Raw genomic sequence first — 16,529 nt, 5'->3', positions numbered from 1 at the left:
GGAATTCGCCATGAAACGTTTCACGCTTCTGACCGCCGCACTGGCGTTGTCGGGCCTGGCCAACTTCGCCCAGGCAAAAACTCTGGAGACCGACGCATCGTTCACCGTGATCGCCGACATGGTGCACAACGTTGGCGGCGATCACGTGCACGTGACCTCGTTGATCGGGCCTAACGGTGATCCTCACGTCTATGAGCCAACCCCCAACGATGCCCAGGCGCTGAAGAAAGCGGATGTCGTGTTCGTCAGCGGCCTGCACCTGGAAGGCTGGCTGGATAGGTTGATCACAGCATCCGGTTACAAGGGTACGCCGGTCGTACTTTCCGACGGCATCATGACCCGCAGCATGGAAGAGGATGGCAAGAAAATTACCGATCCCCATGCTTGGAACAGCGCAGTGAATGGCGTCGTCTACGTCAGAAACATCATCAAGGCGCTGCAGAAAGCCGACCCTGACAACGCTGCCGACTACAAAGCGAACGGCGAGAAATACATTGCCCAGCTGCAGGATATGGACGCGTACGCACGGGCGCAGATCAGCGCCATCCCCGTCGCACAACGTAAAGTGCTGACGTCCCACGATGCCTTCGGCTATTTCGGCGACGCTTATGGGGTGACATTCCTTTCGCCGCTCGGGTTTTCAACCGAAACCGAAGCTTCGGCCGCCGACGTTGGCAAGCTGATCAACCAAATCAAAAAGGAACATGTCAGCGCCTACTTCTTCGAGAACTCCGGCGACCCACGCCTGGTGCAGCAAATCGCCAAAGCCAGCGGCGCGCACCCGGGCGGCGAACTGTACGTCGAATCGCTGTCACCTGCGGACGGGCCGGCGGCAAGCTACGTGGCGATGTTTCGTTACAACGTAGACAAGCTGACGGCGGCGATGAAAGGCCAGTGAACAAGCGCGTGCGAGGGCTGAACTGACCTCTGCCACGCAACGCGCGCGGTGCAGGTCAGGGTCAGGGTCAGGGTCAGGGTCAGGGTCAGGGTCAGGGTCAGGGTCAGCGAACCGAATGCCGGGGCGTCGGTCAATCTGTAAGCTAAACATCCCGCCCACCTCGACAGGATGACCCATGACCGCCCTCTCCTTCGCGCCTTTTCAGTCACTCGCTGAACGGTTGTTACCCCACACCGTTGCGGAGCGGCCGGACGGGTCCCACGACGTTTCGCATTTGCACCGGGTCTGGACCAACGTCTGCGCCATTCGCGACACTGAAGGCGGCGATCACCAGATTCTGCTCGCCGCGACCCTGCTTCATGATTGCGTGTCCGTGGAAAAAAACTCGCCCTTTCGCTCAAGCGCCTCGCGTCTGGCGGCCGCAAAAGCCACTGAGTTGCTTGCAGAAATGGGCTGGGACGAAGAGCGCACTCAGGCTGTCGCCCATGCCATCGAAGCTCATAGTTATTCCGCCGATATCACGCCAACGTCGCTGGAGGCAAAAATCCTTCAGGACGCCGACCGTCTCGACGCCCTCGGCATGGTAGGCGTGGCCCGGCTGTTCTACGTGGCCGGGCGCATGGGCAGCAACCTTTATGACCCCGCCGACCCGCAAGCACAGCAACGTGACCTGCAAGACAAGCGCTTCGCCGTTGATCACTTCAAGACCAAGATTTTCACTCTCGCCGACGGATTTAAAACCCCCACCGGGCGGCACTTGGCGCAAATCAGGCACGCGCGGGCGCAGCGATTCCTGGCGGAGTTCATGGAGGAAATTGGCGCAATGTCATAAAGACATCACGGAACACCTCTATAACCATCTCTCCGGTAATTTCGTCGATGGGATGGATGGCAGTGAAAAGGTTATTGCGTGGTTTAGTCCGTCCGTCTTCAAAGCCTGCTTTTCTGCGCCGGTTCAAGATTACCCAGCGCCTGGTGTTGTGCTTCGGCATCACGGCATTGTTGTTGGTGGCGCTGGGGGTGTTCTGCCTGGTGCAGATGCAGAGCATCCGCGATCAGGGCGAAGCGGTTGAGAGTGGCTCGTTGCCCAGTATCGCCATGGCGGACGCGATCGCTATTGATCTGGTCAAGCTGCGCGGTGAGAGCGCCAGGCTGGTCGCCAATGCCGATGATCCCGGCGCAGTGGTGACCAGCAAGATCAATGTCGAGCAGTTCAAGAATGAAGTCGACAAAGGCTTCGCCGACTATCTCGCCCATGCCACCGACAGCACCGAGCGGGATTCGATCAAAGCGCTTCAAGACGCCTACGCCGCCTTCATGCCAGGGTTGCACGATGAAATCGCGATGATCGAACAACGCAAAGTCGACGACGCTCGCATGCTGCTCAACACCACGCTGAGCCTGCAGGGCGATTTGATGGACATGCAGGTCCAGTTGCTGCGCGAGCTGAACAAGCAAAGCGCTGCGGCGGCGGTGAGTGCAGCCGGCGCGCGCTTCCAGCAGACCCGCATCATTGCCGTCAGCGCCATCGCGGTGGCGCTGATGTTGACGTTGTTGCTCGCATGGCGACTGAGCCTGAGCATCATCCGCCCGCTGCGTCAGTCGCTTCATATCGCCAGCACGATCGCGCAGGGCGACTTGAGCCCGCAGCCGATCCCCGAAGGCCGGGACGAAACCGCGCAGCTGCTGAAAACCCTGGGCCAAATGCGCAGCAACCTGCACGACACGATCAATCAGATATATGCCGCCGCTGGCCAATTGAGCCAGTCGGTGCAGGAAATGGGCGCAATCGCCGATGCCAGTGCCAGGAACCTGCAACTGCAGAATGACGAAATCGAGCAGGCGGCGGTTGCGGTGAACCAGATGAGTCAAGCGGCTGGCGAGGTCGCTGATAACGCCAGCAGCACATCGAGCGAATCAAAGGCTTCCAACGAAGCCGCTGCTCACGGGCGTTTGCGCCTCACCGGAACAATCGATTCGATCCGGGAGCTGACCGATAACGTGTTGAGCTCCTCTCAACAGGCCGACGGCCTGGCCGAACGAACGTTGAGCATCAGCAAGATCCTCGAAGTCATCCGCGCCATCGCCAACCAGACCAACCTGCTTGCACTGAACGCCGCCATTGAAGCGGCACGCGCGGGCGAAGCAGGTCGTGGTTTCGCGGTGGTGGCTGATGAAGTGCGCTCCCTCGCACAACGCACCAGCGCCTCGACGAGCGAAATCGAGACTTTGATCAACGGTGTGCAAAAGAGCACCCAAGACACCGCGCAGACCCTGCGTATCACCGCAGCACACGCCAACCTCACACTCGAGCAGGCCGCAGCGACCAGCCAGGCGCTGACCGTGATCATCAGTTCAACCTCGACCATCAGCGACCGCAATGTATTGATCGCCAGTGCCGCCGAGCAACAGGCCCAAGTTGCCCATGAAGTGGATCGCAACCTGAGCAGCATTCGCGACCTGTCCACGCAATCGGCATCGGGCGCTCAACAAACGACCGTGGCGAGTAACGCGCTATCGATGCTGGCGACGGACCTGAACACCATGGTTCAACGGTTCGTGCTGTGATGTGGATTCAAGCGCGAGCGCCATTGCCCGCCGAGTCTGTCGATTGCCGGGGGTGGCTCCGGCGCGCCGAGTACGAGAAACCCTCCTCTGGAAATATTTCATAACGAGCCATTCAGCCCATTCCCAGTCCTGAGCAAGTGTTTCATCATCGAAACACCACCCACACGGCTGGGTGACCACGCCAACAAGGACATGAGCATGAAACACACCGCTGCATTGAGCATCGCCCTCTCCGCCTTGACGTTGAGCTTCGTCGCTCAAGCCGACGTCGACGTCAACCTGGGGAGCAAGGAACGCGTCACACGCCTGTTTGCCTACCCCAACAATTGCAACGTCATCTGCTTTCGCAACTGGACGCTGGAGCAAACCGTCGAGCATTACCTGACGCAAAGTGTGCAGCGTGATGGTTACACCGCCGCCAAGGTTGCTGTGCTTAACGACAATGACGTTATGCATGCCGCAATCAGCGGTGTGCCGGACGGTTACAACAAGCCGCTCGACGCTTTGCTGGCCGCGGGGGATCTGGCCTATGCCGGGGCGAGCAAGCTCAATGCTGATGGGAAATTTGCCTACAATTGGTCGCTGTTTTTGCCGCTGGGCATGGCGCTGGAAAACCGCAAGAGCGTCGAGCTGCTGCACTTCCCGCCAGACTATTCACTGACACAGGCTCAGGACTACCTGTTTTCGGCAACCACGGATCGCTGGGCCGCGCTGCTCACCGATAACGGTATCCCCAAGGAGCAAACCCCCGCTTACCAGACGATCATCGACATTGCGCCCATCGCTGCGCCCGCAAACGCTGGCAAGGACCTTGAAGGCGTCTACAGCTACTTCACCGATTACCAGACCACGATGGTCAAGCAGCTGACGCAAACCGGAGCGGGCACGTCTCTGCCGATGGTAGCGTTCGGCGCTCCGGTGCGGGCATGGCTCAAGCAGCAATACAACGTCAGCGTTCCAGTGTTGGGCCTGGCCAATATCAGCCCGGTCAGCGGGCAAAGCGTCGCCGTGCTGGGCTCGAATCATCCCAGCTACATCTGGAATGCGGCAGACAAAAACAATTACGGCGGTGATCAAACCAAGGCTGATGAGGCGGGTTTGAAAGTCATGGGCCAGGACCTGAGCGCAGCGTGCTGGCAGGCCGGCATGGGGCAGAAGCCGACGAATGATCCCGCAGCGCTGCTGAAACAATGCACCACGAACTGGCAGGTGACCCACAAGGTTGAGACCTGCACGTTATTCTTCACGACGGTGCGCAACATGACGCCTGACCAAGCGGCAGCGAAATGCCGCACAGGTGAAGTGTCCCGCCAGATCAAGCAGCTGCAGAAGCCGCTGCCCGAGATGAAGCAGGCCGCGCTCTAACGCCTTCACCTCTGTAGAAGCGCGCCTGCCCGCGAACGCGATTTACCAGGCACCGTGGTGATATCTGGAAGAATGAATTCGCGGGCACGCTCGCCTCCACAATCTGATGGGAGCTTGCCCTACTCGATCACTCCCCCTGCGGACGCAACCGATACTGCGGCGGCAGTTGCTCCGGGCCGCTGATCGTCGTATTCAGACTTTTCCAGCGTCCATCCTTGATCCCGTAAATGCAGCCGTGAACCGACAGCTTCTGACCCCGATGCCAGGCGTTCTGAACGATGCTGGTATGACCCACGTTGGCCACCTGCTGAATCACGTTCAGCTCACACAAGCGGTCGACCTGCTCTTCCTCGGTCGGCAGCTTGGCCAGCAGCTCACGGTTTTCGTAGTACAGATCGCGGATCGTCCGCAGCCAGCCGTCGATCAGGCCGAACTGGCGATCCTGCATTGACGCTCGCACGCCACCGCACCCGTAGTGGCCGGTGACCAGGATGTGTTTGACCTTCAGAACGTCGACGGCGTACTGAATCACCGACAGGCAGTTCAGGTCAGTGTGCAGCACGACGTTCGCCACGTTGCGATGCACAAACAGGTCGCCTGGCAGCATGCCGACGATCTCATTGGCGGGAACACGGGCGTCCGAACAACCGATCCATAAGAATTCCGGTGTCTGCTGGCGTGCCAGCTTGGCGAAAAACTCGGGGTCTTCTTCCTTGATGGCAGCTGCCCAACGTTCGTTGTTGTCGATCAAGTCTTGTAGTTCGTTCATGCGGTGATGCCTCAGAGATGATGCTCAGCTATGACTGGAGCTCGGCGCTTCAGGTCACGCCCGATTGCACGATGGTTTGACCACGGTGATCTGCAAGCGGATGGAATCTTCACCACGCCGGTCGGTCCACCCATTAAGACCGACCCTATTGAGGATTTGCCATGAACGATTCACGCCGTCCATTCGATGCCACTCAGCCTGAGCCCATTGATGACAACGAAGACCGCATGGGCTCGATGGAAGAGCTCGATTTTAGAGACAACGATGAGCCAAGCGGCCGAATAGGCGATGAGATACCGGCAGAGGAACTGGACACCTATCTGCCTGATGAGCGCGTACGTGAAGCGGGTCTGACCGGCGCATCAACCGACGACCACCATCAAACCGACGATGACATGAGTCCTGAGACATTAATCCCCGATGACGGCGCGCGCTCCCCTCACGAGCGCGGTGAGGGTGGTCCGGCCGATCAGGACCTGAGCATCGTCGATGAAGATGACGTGGGTGGTGGTGACGGCCTGGACGAGGAAGAAATGGCGATCATCGACCCGCTCGACGGCAAGCCTGGTATCTGATCACTGCGCAAGTAAGGCAAGCCTGTGGAAGCTTATGCCAAGCTTCCACAGTGGCCTTGTGTTATTCGAACAACGTGCAGGCCATGACCAGCGCGTCTTCGCGCCCACCTACGGCGGGGTAGTAATCCCGCCGCCGACCAATTTCATTGAATCCATACCGCTCATACAGACGGTAGGCCGAGCGATTGCTGTCCCGCAGTTCGAGAAAACACTCTCGCCCATTAAGTTCATAAGCGCGTTTCATCAACTTCTCCAGCAGCAGCAACCCCAGCCCCCTGCCCTGACTCTCTGGTTTAACGGTGATGTTGAGCAGGTGGGCTTCATCAATGATCACATTGATCACCCCATGCCCGACCTGCTGACTGCCTTCGAACATCAGCCAGACTTCGTACGACTTGAGCGCATCGAGATAGATGCCGCGGGTCCACGGGTGGCTGAAAGCCGCATACTCGATCTTCAACACGGCATCCAGATCAGCTTCGGTCATGCGGCGAAACGTTACGGCATCATTCATTTTCGGTTTTCCAACGGCCCATCAATTGACGCATGGCGCGCCACGCTTCGGCTTTGCGCTGCGGCTCGTCCATCAACAGTTCCAGACCCGGTAGCGCCCAGGCCAGGCCCAGGCCGTCCACCTGGAGTTCACGATTGTAAGCCTCGGCATCCGCTTCAGCCGCAAAGCGCAAAGCGGGAAGTCCGATCAGCCACAGACAGACGCAAGGCTGCTCCTCGACACGGGCGTACAGAAAGCCCTGTACAAAATCCCGCGCGGCGTCAGGCCCCTGATCCATCTGCCCGCGTACCAACAGTGGCCAACGCACAGGCTCGCCGATGATTTGAGGGCTGTCCGGCAGCCCGGCGGCGCGCAACATGTCTTTGAGCAACAGATAGGAAGGGTCACGACTTTGGAAGGGCTCGCCGGTGACCAATTCCACCAACAGAAGGCAATTTCCTGCGCGCAGCAACTGCAGCGCAAAACGCGGCGGCGGCGTTACCGGCGCCTTGACGACAGGCGCAGCGTCTTCTTCCTGCACTGGCTTTGGCGCTGCCTTGGGAGTGCTGGACGGGCGGGGAATGTCGATCTTCGGCCGCTCGACCGTACGTGCAACGGGTGTGGCCATAGCGGCCGGCGACTCGCGTTCCGGCGCACGAGGCGCCTGTGCCTGCACCGCTGGAGCAGGCTCGTCCATCATCGGAGCAATGGGTGCAAGCAGCTCCGGACGCGACGGTGCCGCGAAGGGCAGTTCGGTGCGCGGCAGCCAGCTGACCACCTGCATGGCGGTCAGATAAGCGCGACGACGAGGCTCGTTGAGCAAAGGTCAGCTACCTGTGGATAAAGTCAGGCGCAAGATTCTACAGGCCTTCGACGTTTCCCGCCGCTGTTGATCGACTGAGGGTGAAAAACCGAACCGGCGATGCAGTACAATCGCCGCTTTTATTTGCCAGTCAGCGACCATCCAATGATCGAACCTAAGCGCGTCCTGCGCGCCCTTGCCGAACACTGGGCGCTTCTCGAGCCCTTGTGCGAGCACTTCGACCAAGGCACTTTGAGCCTGAGCGAGCTGCGCCTGCAACTGGCGGCCCAGCAACTGGAAAGCACCCCGCAGGACATCACCAGCCTGCTGGACGTCTGGATTCGCCTCGACATCCTCGTGCCCGTCGCAAAGAGTCCGAACCGGTTCGAGCTGAACGCGCAGATCCACGACTTTCTGTCTTATCTGCGCCGCGAGCATCGCCTGGGTCTGTGTCTTGAAATCGAAGCCTATCTGCGTCACCTCGAACGGCTGGCCGGGTATATACAGGAAGCCTTCGACGCCAGGGATGCCAGTGACCTGGCCCGCCAGCTTCGTCTGCTCGACATGCGCGTGCGCGATGTCCTGAAAAAGCTCGCCAACGACGAACAGGCACTGGTCGCTGTGGCCGAGCGCGCCAAGACCAGCGATCGGCAGATCCCGTTGCGTCAGCGCTACGCTGAAGTGCTGGCGACGTGGGATGAATACGTCGAACCGATGATCCAGCTGGTAAATGCCGATGGTGCGTTTGAACAGGGCGTGCGCAAGGTCGAGAACGTTCTGCTGCGCATGCTCACCGACCAGCAGCGTCTGGGCCATCTGGTTGACGACGATATGCTCCTGCGCACCCATGCGCGCATTCTGGAAATGCAGACCAGCGCGCAGCTGACCTTGCGCCATGCGCGCGAGTTGCTGCTGCCGCTGCGTGAGGAAGCACGTCGTCATAACGCCGTGACGCGTGGAGCGGCGCTGGCACTCTCCGCGATCCGCCGCCGGGGGCTCGATGCCGTACCGCAAGCGGCCATGCCCATGTTCACACGTCCGCAAAGCACCTTCCTGGGCAGCGCCAATCAGGTTGAAGCCTACGTGTACGCCTTGGCTCGATTTGAACCCAAACCAGCGCGCTTCCCCAAGGCCAATATCACTCGCAAGGGTGAGCCTGCGCGTGCGCCGCGTACGGTCAGGGAAATGGTCGAGCGCTGTGAAGACGCCCTGCCGATGCCCGATCTGATGATCTGGCTTCTGGAGCAGGAGCCCACCGGCGCGACCGATGAGTTGCTGTACTGGTTTTCGCGCTTGTCGCGCGATAAACGCTTCAAGCGTGAGCGCCTGGAGCGCCGCGAGTACCTGACCCAGGAACACAGCGTCAGCTTGCGCTCCTTCGCCCTGCTCTCGAGCAAAGACGCCATCCCAGAGAATTCCGAGGGCACCGCCCATGCATCTTGATCTTTCCGAAATGACCCAGCTCGCGCCGATTTTCCGCGAGCTCTTCAAGGGCTATCACGTCAGCCGCCGCGACCCCGAGCTGTACGCTCAACTGTCCAACCTTCAGGACCAGTATCGCGGCCTGTTCAAAGCGCTTGGCTTCGAATTGGTCTGCGACACCCGTGGTTTCTACTACTTCGTCCCTGATCTGGCCGCTGCGCAGGTCAACAAGACGGCTCAACGCCTGGCGCTGTTTACCTTCATCCTGGTTGAACACCTTGCCGACCAGGGCCGCGACCCCGTTGCCGTGCTCGATGGCGGCAGCCTGGGCCGTGACGAACTGCCCTCGCTGCTGGAAAAGTACCGCGACCTGTTCCTGCAAGCAGAAGTGCAGACTCAGGAAGAGCTCGAAGAAAAGATCATGCGCCGTATGACGCAGTTGGGCTTTGCTGCCGAGGAAGTCGGTATCTACCGGTTCCTGCCGCCGATGCACCGCTTCCTTGATGTCTGCCTCTCGGTACAACAGGACCGTGATCTGGCGGCCAGCCTGCACAGCGCTCTGCCGTTACCGGCGCCTGTGCTCATCGATGAAGACAGCGATGAACGCCTGCTGGAGACCGACGATCCGCTGGACCTGGCCGAATTCGATGAACCTCTCGAAACGGAAGAGCAAGCGCTCGCCCGAGCAATCGCCGAAGAAAAGGAGCATGAAGCATGAGCCAGGAACGCTATGGCATACGCCGCTTTGCGCTGCTGAACACTGCCGGTTACAGCCTTGGACTGTTCCCGCTTGAACATCCGCTGTCGGTCTACGGCGCAAATAACCTGGGCAAAAGTGCCTCGATCAATGCCCTGCAGTTTCCAATTCTGGCGCGCATGTCGGACATGAGCTTCGGCAAATACAGTCTGGATCAATCGCGCCGCTTTTATTTCGCGTCCGATACCAGCTACATCCTGGTAGAGGTCTCGCTTCCGCACGGCCCGCACGTCATTGGCGTGGTCGGTCGCGGCCCCGGCGGCGGCTTTGGACACCAGTTCTTCGCCTATGCAGGCAAGCTGGATCTTGAGCACTACCAGAAGAACGACACCTGCCTACGGCAGAAAGAGTTGTTTGCCAATCTTGAAAGCCAAGGCCTGAAAGCCTATGAGCTCAAGCCGGACGAATTGCGCCGACTCTTGGTCGGGGGTCACACGTCAATTCCGCTGGACCTGACGCTGATCCCTCTGCGATCAACCAGCGAGCAAAGTCTGAAGACCTTCCGCGCGCTGTTCATCAACCTGCTGCACATGCGTGAAATCACCGCTGCCAAGCTCAAACAGCTGTTCCTCGACGCGTTCGAGCACAGCTTGCGTTCTGGTAGCGTGGACTACATCGCCGCGTGTGAAGAAGCCTTCCGCGATGTGCGACGCATGGAGCAGGACTACAACGCTCTGGTGCTCGCCGGGCCGCTCGTCGAAGCTCTTGCTAACGGCGTGAGACAGCGCGACATCTTGCGCGGGAAGTTGCATCGCCTGTCGCCGCTGCTCGACTCACTGCTTGGTACCTGGCAGGACTACTCCAATGCCCGCAAGGAAGAACTGGTTATCCAGAGCGAGCATTACCGTAACGAGCAGGATTCTCTGCAGAACGATCAGCGCGGCGGCACCCAGGAATTGATGCGCCTGGAGCGCGAGATCAGCAACATCCAGCGCTGGATTGGCGAGCTCGCGGTTTTGAAAAACCGTTTTGCGCTCGTTAATGATGCCAAAGTTCTTGAGCAGCAGTTATTGGCTGCCAAGGACGCCCATGACGAGTTGGCGGGTGCACTTGCGCAGTCTCGTCAGTTCAGCGCCGAAGATCTGGATGAGCGCCTCCGCGATCTGGAAAAGCGCTTGAAGTCAGTCAAGCAACAGCTCGATCACGCCGACAACAACAGCTACGCACGCCTGCGCGAGGAGTTCTCACAACCTGATGTCGAGCGCTTGATGCGCCTGTTTAACAGCGCGCTGTTCAGTCTTCCATTGGGTGAACAAGGTATCGCGCTGGATGATGGCGATGCATGGGTGAAATCCCTGGAAGCGATTCTCGATGGATTCAAGGGCGAGCGCTTTGAGGTGCCGGGGCTGAGTGTCAACCTGTCGAACATCGAGCCTCCTGCTCTCCAGGCCCTGGCGGATCGCGCAGCGTTGCGCGATCAGAAAGAGCGGCTGGAGAAAGAACTCAAGCAGCTGAAAATCCAGCAAGCCGTGGCAGCGGATCGGGCAGCAAGCAAAACCCAGACTGAAGCGCTGTACCAGCAGGTACTGGATGCACAGAAGGCCCTTGAAGACTTCCGTCGCGCTCAAACATTGAGCGCCGAAGAAGGCGAGAAGCTAGAACAGCTGGCGCAGATGGAGGCGGCTCAGGATGAGCTCAAACGCTCCAGCGATGCCTTTACCGAGCGCGTACAACAGCTGTCCGCCAAGTTGCAGTTGGTGGGACGGCAGATTGGCGATCTCGAATCCAAGCAGCGCACCTTGGATGACGCTTTGCGTCGTCGACAGCTGCTCCCCGCTGATCTCCCCTTCGGCACGCCGTTCATGGAGCCGGTTGATGACTCCTTGGAAAACTTGCTGCCGCTGCTCAACGATTATCAAGACAGCTGGCAGGGCTTGCTGCGCTGCGATGGTCAGATCGAGGCACTTTACGCGCAGGTCCGCCTTAAAGGCGTGGCGAAATTCGACAGCGAAGACGACATGGAGCGTCGTCTGCAGCTGCTGATCAACGCGTATGCCCATCGTACCGATGAGGCACTCACCTTGGGCAAGGCGCGCCGCGCTGCGGTCACCGATATCGCCCGGACATTGCGTAACATCCGCAGTGACTACGACAGCCTTGAGCACCAGTTGGCCTTGTTCAACCGAGAGATCAACCGCCGGCAGGTCTCTAACCTTGAGAGCTTCCGCATCGTGCTGGCGCCCAACAAGGAAGCCTTGAAGCACATCGATCAAATTATCCACAGCGCAGGTCAGTATGAGGAAGGCGAGACCCTGTCGGTCTTTGACCTGAGCCAGAGCGCCGAACAAGACAACAAAAATGAGGAAGCCAAGGAATACCTTGCGCGGCTGGTAGCGGCGAATCACAACCAGCTCGGGCTTAAAGACTTGTTTGAACTGGCCTTCGAAATCACCAAGGTAAATAGCCAGCCGGTCATTCACACCGATATCGACGGTGCCGCCTCGAACGGCACCACCATGACCATCAAAGCCCTGACCAACATGTACCTGTTGCTGCATTTGATGGACCGCGAGCAGGCGGGGCGCATTCGCCTGCCCTACTACCTCGACGAAGCTGCCGACATCGATGAGAAAAATCAGGCAGCTCTCTTGGAAACCAGCTTGCAGCTGGGTTTCGTTCCCATCCTGGCCAGCGTGAAACCTCAGGTCTCTGCCCATGTGGCGATTGATCTTGAGGGAGGCAGTGGTCCTGCCGGCATCTACATCGACGAAGCTGACTGGAAGTACATCCAACGTCGTGATGAGGCTGCCGTAGCTCGGCCGACTGAGTCAGTAGAAACCGTTAGCGACTAAGCTCATATGTTGAGCGAAGAAAGCCCTGCAGCGATGCGGGGCTTTTTTATGGGCGCTGTGCCGTCCTTTCTGCATGGCCGCGACATCAGCAGTGTGCGCTTGATGCCGGCCTCTGAACAGCCTTAGACCGCGAAGCCAGCCTTCTGGAGTTTCATGAGTTGGCATGGCCTGCCAGCAAGACCCCGCAGGCAAGGACGGTGCATGCGCTGAACGTATCAAGCTTTAATCGCGCGCAAAAACAGAACCCCATCTGCGTAAGCAGATGGGGTTCTGGAATTTAATCTTGACGATGACCTACTCTCACATGGGGAAACCCCACACTACCATCGGCGATGCATCGTTTCACTGCTGAGTTCGGGATGGGATCAGGTGGTTCCAACGCTCTATGGTCGTCAAGAAATTCGGGTACCGACTCGTCCTCTCGAACGCTTCGGCAAATCGGGTATGTGATCAGGTGTCTGTCTGTGTGGTCGCAAACTTTCGTCTTCATGCGTCTTCACACACCGCAATCTGCTGTCTGTCTGCAGATTGCTTGGGTGTTATATGGTCAAGCCTCACGGGCAATTAGTATTGGTTAGCTCAACGCCTCACAGCGCTTACACACCCAACCTATCAACGTCGTAGTCTTCGACGGCCCTTCAGGGAACTCAAGGTTCCAGTGAGATCTCATCTTGAGGCAAGTTTCCCGCTTAGATGCTTTCAGCGGTTATCTTTTCCGAACATAGCTACCCGGCAATGCCACTGGCGTGACAACCGGAACACCAGAGGTTCGTCCACTCCGGTCCTCTCGTACTAGGAGCAGCCCCTCTCAAATCTCAAACGTCCACGGCAGATAGGGACCGAACTGTCTCACGACGTTCTAAACCCAGCTCGCGTACCACTTTAAATGGCGAACAGCCATACCCTTGGGACCGGCTTCAGCCCCAGGATGTGATGAGCCGACATCGAGGTGCCAAACACCGCCGTCGATATGAACTCTTGGGCGGTATCAGCCTGTTATCCCCGGAGTACCTTTTATCCGTTGAGCGATGGCCCTTCCATACAGAACCACCGGATCACTAAGACCTACTTTCGTACCTGCTCGACGTGTCTGTCTCGCAGTCAAGCGCGCTTTTGCCTTTATACTCTACGACCGATTTCCGACCGGTCTGAGCGCACCTTCGTACTCCTCCGTTACTCTTTAGGAGGAGACCGCCCCAGTCAAACTACCCACCATACACTGTCCTCGATCCGGATAACGGACCTGAGTTAGAACCTCAAAGTTGCCAGGGTGGTATTTCAAGGTTGGCTCCACGCAGACTGGCGTCCACGCTTCAAAGCCTCCCACCTATCCTACACAAGCAAATTCAAAGTCCAGTGCAAAGCTATAGTAAAGGTTCACGGGGTCTTTCCGTCTAGCCGCGGATACACTGCATCTTCACAGCGATTTCAATTTCACTGAGTCTCGGGTGGAGACAGCGCCGCCATCGTTACGCCATTCGTGCAGGTCGGAACTTACCCGACAAGGAATTTCGCTACCTTAGGACCGTTATAGTTACGGCCGCCGTTTACCGGGGCTTCGATCAAGAGCTTCGCGTTAGCTAACCCCATCAATTAACCTTCCGGCACCGGGCAGGCGTCACACCCTATACGTCCACTTTCGTGTTTGCAGAGTGCTGTGTTTTTAATAAACAGTCGCAGCGGCCTGGTATCTTCGACCGGCATGAGCTTACGGAGCAAGTCCTTCACCCTCACCGGCGCACCTTCTCCCGAAGTTACGGTGCCATTTTGCCTAGTTCCTTCACCCGAGTTCTCTCAAGCGCCTTGGTATTCTCTACCCAACCACCTGTGTCGGTTTGGGGTACGGTTCCTGGTTACCTGAAGCTTAGAAGCTTTTCTTGGAAGCATGGCATCAACCACTTCGTGTTCTAAAAGAACACTCGTCATCAGCTCTCGGCCTTGAAACCCCGGATTTACCTAAGATTTCAGCCTACCACCTTAAACCTGGACAACCAACGCCAGGCTGGCCTAGCCTTCTCCGTCCCTCCATCGCAATAACCAGAAGTACAGGAATATTAACCTGTTTTCCATCGACTACGCTTTTCAGCCTCGCCTTAGGGACCGACTAACCCTGCGTCGATTAACGTTGCGCAGGAAACCTTGGTCTTTCGGCGTGGGTGTTTTTCACACCCATTGTCGTTACTCATGTCAGCATTCGCACTTCTGATACCTCCAGCAAGCTTCTCAACTCACCTTCACAGGCTTACAGAACGCTCCTCTACCGCATCACTTGCGTGATACCCGTAGCTTCGGTGCATGGTTTGAGCCCCGTTACATCTTCCGCGCAGGCCGACTCGACTAGTGAGCTATTACGCTTTCTTTAAAGGGTGGCTGCTTCTAAGCCAACCTCCTAGCTGTCTAAGCCTTCCCACATCGTTTCCCACTTAACCATGACTTTGGGACCTTAGCTGACGGTCTGGGTTGTTTCCCTTTTCACGACGGACGTTAGCACCCGCCGTGTGTCTCCCATGCTCGGCACTTGTAGGTATTCGGAGTTTGCATCGGTTTGGTAAGTCGGGATGACCCCCTAGCCGAAACAGTGCTCTACCCCCTACAGTGATACATGAGGCGCTACCTAAATAGCTTTCGAGGAGAACCAGCTATCTCCGAGCTTGATTAGCCTTTCACTCCGATCCACAGGTCATCCGCTAACTTTTCAACGGTAGTCGGTTCGGTCCTCCAGTCAGTGTTACCTAACCTTCAACCTGCCCATGGATAGATCGCCCGGTTTCGGGTCTATTCCCAGCGACTAGACGCCCTATTAAGACTCGCTTTCGCTACGCCTCCCCTATTCGGTTAAGCTCGCCACTGAAAATAAGTCGCTGACCCATTATACAAAAGGTACGCAGTCACCCAACAAAGTGGGCTCCCACTGCTTGTACGCATACGGTTTCAGGATCTATTTCACTCCGCTCTCCGCGGTTCTTTTCGCCTTTCCCTCACGGTACTGGTTCACTATCGGTCAGTCAGTAGTATTTAGCCTTGGAGGATGGTCCCCCCATGTTCAGACAAGGTTTCTCGTGCCCCGTCCTACTCGATTTCATTGACAAGAGATTTTCGCGTACAGGGCTATCACCCACTATGGCCGCACTTTCCAGAGCGTTCCGCTAATCTCAAATCAACTTAAGGGCTGGTCCCCGTTCGCTCGCCACTACTAAGGGAATCTCGGTTGATTTCTTTTCCTCAGGGTACTTAGATGTTTCAGTTCCCCTGGTTCGCTCCATACACCTATGTATTCAGTGTAAGGTAACTGTCTTATGACAGCTGGGTTCCCCCATTCAGACATCTCCGGATCACAGTCTGTTTGCCGACTCCCCGAAGCTTTTCGCAGGCTACCACGTCTTTCATCGCCTCTGACTGCCAAGGCATCCACCGTATGCGCTTCTTCACTTGACCATATAACCCCAAGCAATCTGGTTATACTGTGAAGACGACATTCGCCGAAAGTTTGCATTTCACAAACTTTACCTTAGCCTGGACACGCACCAGTGAAAGAGGTGCCCAGTCTATATTTCAATCACATACCCAAATTTTTAAAGAACGATCTAATCAAAAGACTAGAAATCAACACTCATCATCCATCGGATGGAGCGCTCATTTCTAAGCTTTCAGCAGTCAGAAGCAGTTATGGTGGAGCCAAACGGGATCGAACCGTTGACCTCCTGCGTGCAAGGCAGGCGCTCTCCCAGCTGAGCTATGGCCCCATAACAAAATTGGTGGGTCTGGGCAGATTCGAACTGCCGACCTCACCCTTATCAGGGGTGCGCTCTAACCAACTGAGCTACAGACCCAATTTCGAGCTTGTAACTGTTAGCGTGAGCTATCAGCTTGGAGCTTAAAGCTGCTTCTATCGTCTTCTTCAATGAATCAAGCAATTCGTGTGGGAACTTGCGAAGAAGCTGAGTCTTCGATTAAGGAGGTGATCCAGCCGCAGGTTCCCCTACGGCTACCTTGTTACGACTTCACCCCAGTCATGAATCACACCGTGGTAACCGTCCTCCCGAAGGTTAGACTAGCTACTTCTGGTGCAACCCACTCCCATGGTGTGA

Annotated in this window: 11 protein-coding genes, 2 tRNA genes, 3 rRNA genes and 1 pseudogene (1 of these 17 running past the window's edge); 9 read left to right on the top strand and 8 right to left on the bottom strand. The window is 57.5% G+C overall.

Annotated elements, in window-relative coordinates; all coding sequences use genetic code 11:
* Positions 1-10: 10 nt before the first annotated feature.
* From LT42_RS22115 to LT42_RS22100, 5 genes and pseudogenes are all read left to right on the top strand, one after another.
* Positions 11-898, top strand: a complete 888-nt coding sequence (locus LT42_RS22115) for a metal ABC transporter substrate-binding protein (protein ID WP_037018212.1) — start codon at positions 11-13, stop codon at positions 896-898.
* Positions 899-1,073: 175 nt separating this feature from the next.
* Positions 1,074-1,730 (top strand): HD domain-containing protein, encoded by a 657-nt coding sequence (locus LT42_RS22110; RefSeq protein ID WP_037018210.1) that lies wholly within the window; start codon positions 1,074-1,076, stop codon positions 1,728-1,730.
* A gap of 47 nt (positions 1,731-1,777) precedes the next feature.
* Positions 1,778-2,611 (top strand): annotated as a pseudogene (locus tag LT42_RS26615) (MCP four helix bundle domain-containing protein); the annotation flags it as partial.
* Positions 2,603-3,466, top strand: coding sequence for a methyl-accepting chemotaxis protein (locus LT42_RS26610; protein ID WP_420806916.1), 864 nt, complete (start codon positions 2,603-2,605; stop codon positions 3,464-3,466). The pseudogene LT42_RS26615 and the gene LT42_RS26610, both read left to right, overlap by 9 nt.
* A gap of 198 nt (positions 3,467-3,664) precedes the next feature.
* Positions 3,665-4,831, top strand: coding sequence for a hypothetical protein (locus LT42_RS22100; protein WP_037018208.1), 1,167 nt, complete (start codon positions 3,665-3,667; stop codon positions 4,829-4,831).
* 127 nt (positions 4,832-4,958) lie between these two features.
* Here LT42_RS22100 and can read toward each other — a convergent pair whose 3' ends face one another.
* Positions 4,959-5,600 carry a carbonate dehydratase gene (gene can, locus LT42_RS22095; protein WP_037018205.1) on the bottom strand — a complete coding sequence of 214 codons (642 nt, stop codon included), beginning with the start codon at positions 5,598-5,600 and terminating at the stop codon, positions 4,959-4,961.
* A 161-nt stretch (positions 5,601-5,761) separates the two neighbouring features.
* Between can and LT42_RS22090 the strand changes: the two genes are divergently transcribed.
* Positions 5,762-6,175 (top strand): hypothetical protein, encoded by a 414-nt coding sequence (locus tag LT42_RS22090; protein WP_037018203.1) that lies wholly within the window; start codon positions 5,762-5,764, stop codon positions 6,173-6,175.
* Positions 6,176-6,236: 61 nt separating this feature from the next.
* On the opposite strand, the gene rimI is transcribed toward LT42_RS22090, so the two are convergent.
* Both rimI and LT42_RS22080 read right to left on the bottom strand, forming a co-directional pair.
* On the bottom strand, positions 6,237-6,689 hold the full coding sequence (gene rimI, locus LT42_RS22085) for a ribosomal protein S18-alanine N-acetyltransferase (RefSeq protein WP_037018200.1): 453 nt from the start codon (positions 6,687-6,689) through the stop codon (positions 6,237-6,239).
* Entirely contained in the window at positions 6,682-7,491 is an 810-nt protein-coding gene (locus LT42_RS22080) for a hypothetical protein (protein WP_037018198.1), read from the bottom strand. The genes rimI and LT42_RS22080 overlap by 8 nt, the downstream gene beginning before the upstream one ends.
* A gap of 144 nt (positions 7,492-7,635) precedes the next feature.
* On the opposite strand from LT42_RS22080, the gene mksB reads away from it, so the two are divergent.
* The 3 genes from mksB to mksF are packed head-to-tail and all read left to right on the top strand — an operon-like array spanning position 7,636 to position 12,441.
* Positions 7,636-8,913, top strand: coding sequence for an Mks condensin complex protein MksB (gene mksB / locus LT42_RS22075; RefSeq protein ID WP_037018568.1), 1,278 nt, complete (start codon positions 7,636-7,638; stop codon positions 8,911-8,913).
* On the top strand, positions 8,903-9,610 hold the full coding sequence (mksE, locus tag LT42_RS22070; protein WP_037018196.1) for an Mks condensin complex protein MksE: 708 nt from the start codon (positions 8,903-8,905) through the stop codon (positions 9,608-9,610). Before mksB ends, mksE begins: the two co-directional genes overlap by 11 nt.
* Positions 9,607-12,441, top strand: coding sequence for an Mks condensin complex protein MksF (mksF, locus tag LT42_RS22065; protein ID WP_037018193.1), 2,835 nt, complete (start codon positions 9,607-9,609; stop codon positions 12,439-12,441). Before mksE ends, mksF begins: the two co-directional genes overlap by 4 nt.
* A gap of 281 nt (positions 12,442-12,722) precedes the next feature.
* On the opposite strand, the gene rrf is transcribed toward mksF, so the two are convergent.
* The 5 genes from rrf to LT42_RS22040 all read right to left on the bottom strand — a co-directional run.
* Positions 12,723-12,838, bottom strand: a 5S ribosomal RNA gene (gene rrf / locus LT42_RS22060).
* 146 nt (positions 12,839-12,984) lie between these two features.
* A 23S ribosomal RNA gene (locus LT42_RS22055) occupies positions 12,985-15,876 on the bottom strand.
* A 232-nt stretch (positions 15,877-16,108) separates the two neighbouring features.
* Positions 16,109-16,184 (bottom strand) — tRNA-Ala (locus LT42_RS22050).
* Between the two features lie 10 nt (positions 16,185-16,194).
* Positions 16,195-16,271 (bottom strand) — tRNA-Ile (locus LT42_RS22045).
* Positions 16,272-16,392: 121 nt separating this feature from the next.
* Positions 16,393-16,529: ribosomal RNA gene (locus tag LT42_RS22040) — 16S ribosomal RNA — on the bottom strand (it continues 1,400 nt past the right edge of the window).
* The 16S, 23S and 5S rRNA genes sit together here with 2 tRNA genes alongside, the layout of an rRNA operon.

The organism is Pseudomonas lutea, from assembly GCF_000759445.1.
Taxonomy (GTDB): domain Bacteria; phylum Pseudomonadota; class Gammaproteobacteria; order Pseudomonadales; family Pseudomonadaceae; genus Aquipseudomonas; species Aquipseudomonas lutea.
Note: the sequence above shows the minus strand (reverse complement) of the source record. Positions and strands in the feature narration are given on the sequence as shown.